The organism is Streptomyces sp. NPDC006283 (assembly GCF_040613325.1).
GTDB lineage: Bacteria > Actinomycetota > Actinomycetes > Streptomycetales > Streptomycetaceae > Streptomyces.
In genome coordinates this window covers 26,681-36,811 of sequence record NZ_JBEXRZ010000063.1, presented here as the reverse complement: position 1 = coordinate 36,811, position 10,131 = coordinate 26,681, and the positions used below count along the sequence as shown (strand labels likewise).

Genomic DNA, 10,131 nt, shown 5'->3' with positions numbered 1-10,131 from the left:
AGAGCACCGGCATGTCGGCGCGGCTGGTGCGCAGGTAGCTCACGTTGGGCAGGTCCGCCATGGCCGCGACGAGCCGGGCCGTCTGGTGGGCGTCACAGGGGTAGAGGACGGTGCTCCCGGGCACCGAGCGGAACATGGCGAGGTCCTCCAGGCCCATCTGGGAGGGCCCGTCCTGGCCGATGGCGACACCCGCGTGGGAGCCGACGAGGTTGATGGAGGCGCGGCTGACGGCCGCCATGCGCACGAAGTCGTGGGCGCGGGTCAGGAAGGCGGCGAACGTCGAGGCGAAGGGGACGTAGCCCCTGGCGTACATGCCCACGGCCGCGGCGACGAGTTGCTGTTCGGCGATGTAGCACTGGAAGTGGCGGCCGGGGTGTTCCTTGGCGAAGTACTCGGTGCGTGTGGAGTCGCCCACTTCGGCGTCGAGTGCTACGACGTCTGTACGTGCGGAGCCCAGGGCGGCGAGGGCCTGGCCGTACGCGGTGCGGGTGGCGACCTCGTCGCCGACCTCGTACACCGGCAGGGTGAGCCCGGCGGTGCGGCGGGCGTGCAGGACGCGGGCCTGTGGCGGCGGCTGTACCTCGACGGTGGCGGTGCGTACGCCGCCGAGTTCCTCGATCGCCTCCTGGGCGTCGGGCAGCGGCTTGCCGTGTTTGCCTTCCTGGTCCTGGACCGCGCTCACTCCACGGCCCTTCTCGGTGCGGGCGATGACGGCGGTGGGCCGGCCCACGGTGGCCGCCGCCTCGGACAGGGCGTCGTCGACGGCCCTGACGTCGTGTCCGTCGATCTCGACGGTGTGCCAGCCGAAGGCCTGGAGCCGGCGGGCGTACGCGTCGAGATCCCAGCCGAAGCGGGTGGGACCGCGCTGGCCGAGCCGGTTCACGTCGAGGATCAGCGTCAGGTTGTCCAGCCGCTCGAACGCGGCGTGCTCGACGGCCTCCCACACCGAACCTTCCGCCATCTCGCTGTCACCGGACACCACCCAGACGCGGTACGGGATCTGGTCCAGCCTCTTGCCCGCGAGCGCCATGCCGACGCCGACGGGCAGCCCCTGGCCCAGTGAGCCGGTGGCGACGTCCACCCAGGGCAGTCGCGGAGTGGGGTGTCCTTCGAGGCGGCTCCCGCGTTGGCGGAAGGTGAGGAGTTCCTCGTCGTCGATCGCCCCGGCGGCCCGGTACAGGGCGTACAGCAGCGGCGAGGCGTGGCCCTTGGAGAGCACGAGCCGGTCGTTTCCCGGGTGCTCCGGGCGGCCGAAGTCGTAGCGCAGATGACGGGCCAGAAGGACGGCCCCGAGTTCGGCCGCGGACATGGAGGACGTCGGGTGGCCGGAGCCCGCGGCGTCGGCGGCGCGTACGGCGTCCACGCGCAACTGCTGTGCCAGCTCTGCGAGTTGTTCGTCCTGCATTTCACTGCTCCTTGGAGGGGGCGCCCGCCGCCCTCGCCAGTTCCGGCGAGGCGGTGTCCAGCGGGACCGATCCGGAACGCACAAGGCCCAGTTGGACCGCCTGGCGGGGCAGTACGGCGTCCAGGGCCCAGTCGGCCGCGACGCGCACCCGGTTGCCGGGCATCGCGGCAAGGTGGTAGCCGCGGGTGACGGCCCCGGCGAGCGGGCCGGAGAGTGCGACCCCGAGGGGATTGGCGGCGGCCTTGACGCCGCCGAGGTCCACGGCGAAACCCAGGTCGTGGTGGACATAGGCACGCCGGACGCCCCGGCCGAGGGAGGCGGCGACGTTGTGGCCGGCCGTTTTGCCCTGGCGGGCGGCGTGTTGGGCTGTCATGGCTGTGTACTCGCCGGGCCGGGTGACGTCGGGGACCGCGGCGGCGTCCCCGCAGGCGAACACCTCGGGATGACCGGGCACGGTGAGCGCGGAGTCGACGACCAGCCGGCCGTGCTCGACGGGCAGTCCCACGTCGGAGACCAGCGGGTCGGGGCGTACGCCGACGCACCAGACGAGGGTGCGGGTCGCGATGTCGTCGCCGTCGTCGAAGAGCACTCCGTTCGCGGTGGCCTCCTTGACGGATGTCTTGGTGCGTATCTCGACGCCGCGTTCGCGCAGTACCCGGTCCGCGGTGTCGGAGAGCCTGCGGTCGAGTCCGGGGAGCACCCGGTCCGCGATGTCCACCAGCATCCAGCGCGGCCGGCCGTCCGTGTTCCCGGCGCGCTGCCGGTCCGCGAGCGCCCGGGTGAACATGGCTCCGTGGGCGGCCACTTCGGTGCCGGTGTATCCGGCGCCCACGACGACGAAGGTGCGGCGGGCGGCACGTTCCTCCGCGCTGTCCGCCACGAGGGCGAGTTCCATCTGCCGGGTGACGTGGTCGCGCAGGTAGAGGGCTTCCGGCAGGCCCCGGAAGCCGTGCGCGTGCTCGGCGATGCCGGGCACCGGAAGCAGCTTGTTGACGCTGCCTACGGCGAGCACCAGCCGGTCGTACTCGAGCCGGCCGCTGTCGCCCTCCGGCCCCTCGTAGTGGACGTGCCGTTCGGCGAGATCGACCCGGGTGGCCGTGCCGAGGATTAGACGGGCCTCGGGAAGGGCCCCGGGGAGCGAGACCGTCACACGGCGCGGTTCGAGGATGCCCGCGGCGACCTGCGGGAGCAGCGGAAGATAGAGGAAGTAGTCGGTCGGATTGAGCAGGACCACCTCGACCTGGCCGCGCAGGGTACGCACGAGTGTGCGGGCGGCCTGGAATCCGGCGAATCCGGCTCCGACGACAACAACGCGGGAACGGCTCACAGTCGGCTCCGTTCGCGAACGGGGGTGTGTACGGCGCGGCATCCGGGTGCCCTTGAGCTGGGCCGCCAAACCCTGCGGCGCCTGGCCGGGGCGGGCTCCCGGGCTCGTTCCTGCGGTGCGTCTCTACTCGTACGTCCGGTGGTTCGGCCGGTCCTCGACCACGGGAGTCGCCGGCGGCACGACCACGCGCCGGCGGCGGGCGATGCTGGTGAAGGTGGCGACTCCGATGATGCCGACGGCCATCAGGATCAGGCCGATCACGTCGAGGTTGGCGCCCTTCACCTCCCAGTCGGTGGCGAACGTGAGGATCGCTCCGGCCGCGATCAGGATGATGCAACCACCCAGACCCATATGACTCACCTTTTCTCTTGTCGTCGGCGTTCTCGATGCCGTCCTGGTCGGGTTGCGGGTACCCGCCCGAGGTAGCGACATGCATGGGCCGCCCGGCGGTGGGCCCGGGTCGGCGGGCCGGATAGGGCACGGCGCGCAATGGATCAAGAGCGGGCCGGGGAGTGCAAGGTCACAGCCGTCGGCACTGCTGTGACTCTGGGTGTCTGTCCTAACATCCGGAGCATGACGGTCCTCCCCGATGACGGGTTCTCACTGGCCGCCGAGTTTCCGGATGCGACCCATGAGCAGTGGCAGCGCCTGGTCGAAGGCGTGCTGCGCAAGGCAGGCAAGGACGTGACGGGCACGGCGGCCGAGGACGCGCTGTCCACGGCTCTGGAGGACGGGATCGCCACCCGTCCTCTCTACACCTCCCCCGGCACGCCCCACGGCGGTGCGGACGCGGCCGGTTTCCCCGGCTTCGCCCCGTTCACCCGCGGCGGCAGGCCCCAGGGCGCTTCGCTCACCGGCTGGGACGTACGCCAGCGCCACGAAAGGCCTGATCCGGCCCGTACCAACGAGGCGGTCCTGACCGACCTCGAGAACGGCGCCGCCTCGGTGTGGCTGGCGGTCGGCGAGTCCGGCGTGCCTCTCGACGGTCTCGGCGCGGCGCTCGAGGGCGTCTATCTGGACCTGGCTCCTGTGGTGCTCGACGCAGGCAGCGCCTTCGAGGCGGCGGCACGGGAGTTGCTCGCGCTGTACGAGAAGAGGGGCGTGGCCCCTGAGGCGGCGCTCGGCAACCTGGGCGCCGACCCGTTCGGCCATGCCGCGCGCACCGGCCGTCATGACGGCCTCGACCAGCACACGGCCGCGGCGGCCGAGCTGGCCACCCTCTGCCACAGCACCTATCCGGGCCTGCGGGCGGTGACGGTCGACGCGCTGCCGTACCACGAGGCGGGCGCGACGGCCGCCCAGGAGCTGGGTTGCTCCTTGGCCACCGGCGTCTCCTGGCTGCGTGACCTGACGGGAGCCGGCCTGGACGCGCAAGCGGCCTGCGGTCAGCTGGAGTTCCGGTACGCCGCCACCGCGGACCAGTTCCTGACGATCGCCAAGCTGCGCGCGGCCCGCCGGCTGTGGGCCCGCGTGGCCGAGGTGTGCGGGGTGACCGGCGCTGCCGGATCACAGCGGCAGCACGCCGTGACCTCCTCCGTGATGATGACCCGGCGCGACCCGTGGGTGAACATGCTGCGCACGACGGTCGCCTCGCTCGCCGCGGGTGTGGGCGGCGCCGACGCGGTGACGGTGCTCCCCTTCGACCACGCCCTGGGCCTCCCGGACGCCTTCGCGCGCCGGATCGCGCGCAACACCTCCACGATCCTGCTGGAGGAGTCGCATCTGGCCCGGGTCGTGGACCCGGCGGGCGGCTCCTGGTACGTCGAACAGCTCACGGACGAACTGGCGCAGGCGGCCTGGGCGTGGTTCCAGGAGATCGAGGCGGCCGGCGGCCAGGCCGCGGCGCTGGGCAGCGGGCTGGTCGGGACACGCATCGACGCCGCTTGGGCGAGCCGCAGCCGGAAGCTGGCCACACGCCGCGAACCGGTCACCGGGGTCAGCGAGTTCCCGTTGCTCGGGCAGCCGGCGGTGCAGCGCGATCCGGCTCCGCGACGGCCCGGCGGCGGACTGCCGGTGGTCCGCCGTGACGAGGCGTTCGAGGCGCTGCGTGCCCGTTCGGACGCTCATCTGACGGAGACCGGGGCACGGCCCAAGGTGTTCCTCGCGGCGCTCGGCCCGGCGTCGGCGCACACCGCGCGGGCGGGTTTCGCCGCCAACCTCTTCCAGGCCGGCGGCATCGAACCCGTCCACGACCCGGTGAGCGTCGACGCGGCCTCCGCCGCGGCGGCGTTCGCCGCGAGCGGCGCGTCCGTGGCGTGCATCTGCTCCAGCGACGCGCTCTACGCGGAGCAGGCCGGACCGGTGGCAGAGGCCCTGAAGGCCGCGGGCGCACTGCGGGTGTTCCTCGCCGGGCGGCCCGGCGAACAGCGTGAGACGTACGAGAGGGCCGGCGTCGACGAGTTCGTCGTCGCGGGCGGCGACGCGGTCGCCGTGCTGGCCTCGGCCCTCGACCGGATCGGAGTGGCGTGATGGGCATCCCGGATTTCACGGGTATCGAGCTGGGGCCCGCAACGGCGGGCACGGCCGGTGAGGAGCAGTGGCAGGCGGCCGTCGAGGCGGCCACCGGCAAGGACGCCGGCGAGCTGGTGTGGGAGACGCCGGAGGGCATTCCGGTGAAGCCCCTGTACACGGACCGTGACCTGGCGGACGTCGACTTCCTCGGCACGTATCCGGGCGTCGCACCGTATCTGCGCGGTCCGTACCCGACGATGTACGTCAACCAGCCCTGGACCATCCGTCAGTACGCGGGTTTCTCCACTGCCGAGGAGTCCAACGCCTTCTACCGGCGCAATCTCGCGGCCGGCCAGAAGGGCCTGTCGGTCGCCTTCGATCTGCCGACGCACCGCGGATACGACAGCGACCACCCCCGCGTGACCGGCGACGTCGGCATGGCCGGTGTGGCGATCGACTCGATCTACGACATGCGGCAGCTGTTCGACGGCATCCCGCTGGACCGTATGAGCGTGTCGATGACGATGAACGGCGCGGTCCTGCCGGTCCTCGCGCTGTACATCGTGGCCGCGGAGGAGCAGGGCGTACCGCCGGAGAAGCTGGCGGGGACCATCCAGAACGACATCCTCAAGGAGTTCATGGTCCGTAACACCTACATCTATCCGCCCGGCCCCTCGATGCGGATCATCTCGGACATCTTCGCGTACACGTCGCAGAAGATGCCGCGCTACAACTCCATCTCCATCTCCGGCTACCACATCCAGGAGGCCGGAGCCACCGCCGACCTGGAGCTCGCGTACACCCTCGCCGACGGCATGGAGTACCTGCGGGCGGGGATCGCCGCGGGCATGGACGTGGACGCGTTCGCGCCGCGGCTGTCGTTCTTCTGGGCGATCGGCATGAACTTCTTCATGGAGGTCGCCAAGCTGCGCGCGGCGCGCCTTCTGTGGGCGAAGCTGGTGAAGACGTTCGATCCGAAGAACCCCAAGTCGCTGTCGCTGCGCACCCATTCGCAGACCTCCGGCTGGTCGCTGACGGCGCAGGACGTCTTCAACAACGTCACCCGCACCTGTGTCGAGGCGATGGCCGCGACTCAGGGACACACCCAGTCGCTGCACACCAACGCCCTCGACGAGGCGCTGGCCCTGCCGACCGACTTCTCCGCCCGGATCGCCCGCAACACCCAGCTCCTGCTCCAGCAGGAGTCGGGCACCTGCCGGGTCATCGACCCGTGGGGCGGCAGCGCGTACGTGGAGAAGCTCACGCATGACCTCGCCCGGCGCGCCTGGCAGCACATCGAGGAGGTGGAGGCCGCGGGCGGCATGGCGAAGGCCATCGACGCCGGTATCCCCAAGCTCCGCGTGGAGGAGGCCGCGGCCCGCACCCAGGCCCGTATCGACTCCGGCCGGCAGCCGGTGATCGGCGTGAACAAGTACCGCGTGGAGAGCGACGAGCAGATCGAGGTGCTCAAGGTCGACAACTCCCAGGTGCGCACCCAGCAGGTCGAGAAGCTGCGGCGGCTGCGCGCGGAGCGCGACGAGAGCGCCTGCCAGGACGCGCTGCGCGCCCTGACCGCGGCGGCCGAGGCCGGTCCGGCGCAGGGCGGTGGCCTGGAGGGCAATCTGCTGGCGCTGGCCGTGGACGCGGCCCGGGCCATGGCGACCGTCGGAGAGATCTCCGACGCCCTGGAGAAGGTGTACGGCCGGCACTCCGGCCAGATCCGTACGATCTCCGGCGTGTACAGGAACGAGGCCGGCATGTCACCCGCGGTGGACGGAACCCGCGCCCTGGTCGAGGAGTTCGAGCAGGCGGAGGGCCGGCGGCCGCGCATCCTGGTCGCCAAGATGGGCCAGGACGGCCACGACCGCGGCCAGAAGGTCATCGCCACCGCCTTCGCCGACCTCGGTTTCGACGTCGATGTCGGCCCGCTGTTCCAGACGCCGGCGGAGGTGGCCCGCCAGGCGGTGGAGGCGGACGTCCACATCGTCGGTGTCTCGTCGCTGGCCGCGGGTCATCTGACGCTGGTGCCGGCGCTGCGCGAGGAGCTGGCGACCGAGGGGCGCGAGGACATCATGATCGTGGTCGGGGGTGTGATCCCGCCGCAGGACGTCCAGGCGCTGCGCGACGCGGGTGCGGCGGCGGTCTTCCCGCCGGGCACGGTGATCCCGGACGCCGCCCGGGACCTGGTGCGGACCCTGGCCGGCTCGCTCGGCCACGAGATCTAGGGCGGCCGATGCCGCCGAAGATCGACATCGACGCCTACGTCAAGGGCGTCCGTGAGGGGTCGCGGGCGTACATCGCCCGCGCCGTCACGCTCGTGGAGTCCTCACGTCCGGACCACCGGGCGCTCGCACAGCAGTTGCTGACCGAGCTTCTGCCGTACGCGGGAGCGGCGAGACGGGTCGGGATCAGCGGTGTGCCCGGAGTGGGCAAGTCGACGTTCATCGACGCGCTCGGCTCCATGCTGACCGCTGTGGGCCACCGTGTCGCCGTCCTCGCCGTCGACCCGTCCTCCACCCGCACCGGGGGCTCCATCCTGGGTGACAAGACCCGCATGGAGCGCCTGGCGGTGGACCCGGCGGCCTTCGTCCGCCCCTCCCCCAGCTCCGGCACGCTGGGCGGGGTCGCCAAGGCGACCCGGGAGACGATGGTCGTGATGGAGGCCGCCGGTTACGACGTGGTGCTGGTGGAGACGGTCGGGGTCGGCCAGTCGGAGACCGCCGTGGCGGGGATGGTCGACTCGTTCCTGTTGCTCAGCCTCGCCCGCACCGGTGACCAGCTGCAGGGCATCAAGAAGGGCGTGCTGGAGCTGGCCGACGTGATCGCCGTGAACAAGGCGGACGGACCGCACGAGCGCGACGCCCGCTCGGCCGCCCGCGAGCTCGCCGGCGCGCTGCGCCTGCTGCATCCGGCCGACGCCGCGTGGACTCCGCCGGTGCTGTCGTGCAGCGCCCGGGAGGGCACCGGTCTCGACGTGCTGTGGGAGCGGCTCGAGCAGCACCGCGCGCTGCTGGACTCGACCGGCGCTCTCGACGCCAAACGCCGTGACCAGCAGGTCGAGTGGACGTGGGCGATGGTCCACGACACGCTGCTGGACCGACTGCGCCGGCACCCCGGGGTACGCGAACTCGCGCCCGGTCTCGAGCAGTTGGTACGGGGTGGGGAGCTGACCGCCACACTGGCGGCCGAACGCATCCTCGACGCCTTCGGACGGCCGGAGTCCCGTTAGGGGGATCGGGCCGGAAAGGGTGCCGAGGTCCGTTGGGGGATCGGGCCGGACCGGGTGCGGAGGTCCGCCGATCCTCGGCACCCGGCCCGTTCTCCCATCCCATGGCCGCTCGGCCGATTTCCGGGTCCCCGCCCTCGCGGGGTCCAAACATCGCCCCTCTCCCCGGTCCGTCTCCGCCTCGCCTCGGGCCGCAGCCCTTCCCTGCCGGCCGCTCCGCTCGCTGCCGCCTGCACTCCCTGTGTCGCCGGCCGTCGCCCGGGTACCCGGCCCCGGCAGCCGCCCCGACAGGGCTGGTACGGCAAGACACTGGAAGGCGAGCAGCAATGGCACAGTTGGTGAGAGAAGTCATGACGGCCGGTGCGGCGGCGGTACGGCCGGACGCCTCACTCGTGGAAGCGGCGCGGCTCATGCGCGACATGGACATCGGAGATGTACTGGTCGCCGAAGGCGATCACGTGGTGGGCGTGCTCACCGACCGGGACATCACCCTTCGTTCCGTCGCCGAGGGCGCGGATCCGGCAGGTGTCAGCGTCGCCTCCGCATGCACCCCGGACCCGGTGTGCGTCGGCCCCGACGACGCGCTGGCGTCGGCCGTCCGGCTGATGCGCACGCATGCGGTGCGCCGGCTGCCGGTGGTGGAGGACGGCCGCCCGCTCGGGGTGGTGAGCATCGGCGATGTCGCCGTCGCCCAGGAGCCGCACTCCGCGCTGGCGGACATCAGCCAGGCCGAGAGCAACAGCGAAAGGACCTGATCATGCAGATCGCGTTTCTGACCGCACCGGAAGGTGTGGAGCAGGTCGAACTCACCGAACCGTGGAAGGCCGTGACAGCCGCCGGCGACCAACCCCGGCTGGTATCGACGCAGTCCGGGCGGGTGCAGGCTTTCCACCACCTCGACAAGGCGGACACCTTTCCCGTCGACGATGTGGTCGCCGACGCCTCGGTGGACGACTTCGGGGCCCTGGTACTGCCCGGCGGCGTGGCCAACCCGGACGCCCTGCGGATGGACGCGGACGCGGTGGCCTTCGTCAAGGCGTTCTTCGAGGCGGGCAAACCGGTGGCAGCCATCTGCCATGCGCCGTGGACACTGGTCGAGGCCGATGTGGTGCGTGGCCGCACCCTGACGTCGTGGCCGAGTCTGCGCACGGACATCCGCAATGCCGGCGGCGAGTGGGTGGACGAGCAGGTGCACATCTGCGAGGGCGCGCCCGGCACGCTGATCACCAGCCGCAAGCCCGGCGACCTCAAGGCGTTCTGCGAGGCGTTCACCAGCGCGTTCGACAAGGCTTCCGGCGTCGCCGCGGGCCGCTGAGCCACGGACGGCCGCCCGGCCGGCCCTTGCCGTGCCACGGCCCGTGCCCTGCCCAGCGCCGGGGCCGCGCGCGTCGAGCGCGCGCCCGGCGCTCCGTGCTGCCCTCGGACCCGGCGATGTCCTGCCCTCAGGTGTGCCTGCTCCGGGCGCCGGAGCGGGTGCGGCCCGACGCGACGGGGCGCTCCGGGTGACGCCGGAGGTACTCGGCCTCCAAGTCCGCCATCCGGACGTTGTGCGCTTCCAGGGCGGCGGCCGAGCCGTACAGCAGGGTGTCGTGGCGGCTGCGGTGGATGGTCTCCAGTTCCCGCAGCAGATCCTGTTCGCCGAGGTCCGCCGGGTCGACGCCCCTGTGCCGGTGCTCGCTCTCGTTCACGGCAACCGTCCCCTTCCGAGTGGTGGTCTTCGTG

At 72.0% G+C, this 10,131-nt stretch carries 9 protein-coding genes; 5 read left to right on the top strand and 4 right to left on the bottom strand.

Going from position 1 to position 10,131, the window contains the following annotated elements; all coding sequences use genetic code 11:
* From ABZ070_RS15915 to ABZ070_RS15905, 3 genes are all read right to left on the bottom strand, one after another.
* The coding region (locus tag ABZ070_RS15915; RefSeq protein WP_356634088.1) for a transketolase at positions 1-1,405 on the bottom strand (1,405 nt) is incomplete at its 3' end.
* 1 nt (position 1,406) lies between these two features.
* Positions 1,407-2,774 carry an NAD(P)/FAD-dependent oxidoreductase gene (locus ABZ070_RS15910; RefSeq protein ID WP_356634086.1) on the bottom strand — a complete coding sequence of 456 codons (1,368 nt, stop codon included), beginning with the start codon at positions 2,772-2,774 and terminating at the stop codon, positions 1,407-1,409.
* Positions 2,775-2,855: 81 nt separating this feature from the next.
* Positions 2,856-3,083, bottom strand: a complete 228-nt coding sequence (locus tag ABZ070_RS15905; RefSeq protein ID WP_356634084.1) for a DUF6458 family protein — start codon at positions 3,081-3,083, stop codon at positions 2,856-2,858.
* Positions 3,084-3,305: 222 nt separating this feature from the next.
* Here ABZ070_RS15905 and ABZ070_RS15900 point away from each other — a divergent pair, with 222 nt between their 5' ends.
* The 5 genes from ABZ070_RS15900 (at position 3,306) to ABZ070_RS15880 (ending at position 9,724) form a co-directional block, all read left to right on the top strand.
* Positions 3,306-5,201, top strand: a complete 1,896-nt coding sequence (locus ABZ070_RS15900; protein WP_356634082.1) for a methylmalonyl-CoA mutase family protein — start codon at positions 3,306-3,308, stop codon at positions 5,199-5,201.
* Entirely contained in the window at positions 5,201-7,408 is a 2,208-nt protein-coding gene (gene scpA / locus ABZ070_RS15895) for a methylmalonyl-CoA mutase (RefSeq protein ID WP_356634080.1), read from the top strand. The genes ABZ070_RS15900 and scpA overlap by 1 nt, the downstream gene beginning before the upstream one ends.
* An 8-nt stretch (positions 7,409-7,416) precedes the next feature.
* Positions 7,417-8,412 carry a methylmalonyl Co-A mutase-associated GTPase MeaB gene (gene meaB / locus ABZ070_RS15890; RefSeq protein WP_356634078.1) on the top strand — a complete coding sequence of 332 codons (996 nt, stop codon included), beginning with the start codon at positions 7,417-7,419 and terminating at the stop codon, positions 8,410-8,412.
* 323 nt (positions 8,413-8,735) lie between these two features.
* A complete protein-coding gene (locus ABZ070_RS15885) occupies positions 8,736-9,164 on the top strand; it encodes a CBS domain-containing protein (protein WP_356634076.1) in 429 nt (142 codons plus the stop codon).
* A gap of 2 nt (positions 9,165-9,166) precedes the next feature.
* Positions 9,167-9,724, top strand: a complete 558-nt coding sequence (locus ABZ070_RS15880) for a type 1 glutamine amidotransferase domain-containing protein (RefSeq protein WP_356634074.1) — start codon at positions 9,167-9,169, stop codon at positions 9,722-9,724.
* A 127-nt stretch (positions 9,725-9,851) separates the two neighbouring features.
* Here ABZ070_RS15880 and ABZ070_RS15875 read toward each other — a convergent pair whose 3' ends face one another.
* Entirely contained in the window at positions 9,852-10,097 is a 246-nt protein-coding gene (locus ABZ070_RS15875; RefSeq protein ID WP_356634072.1) for a DUF6158 family protein, read from the bottom strand.
* Positions 10,098-10,131: the final 34 nt, after the last annotated feature.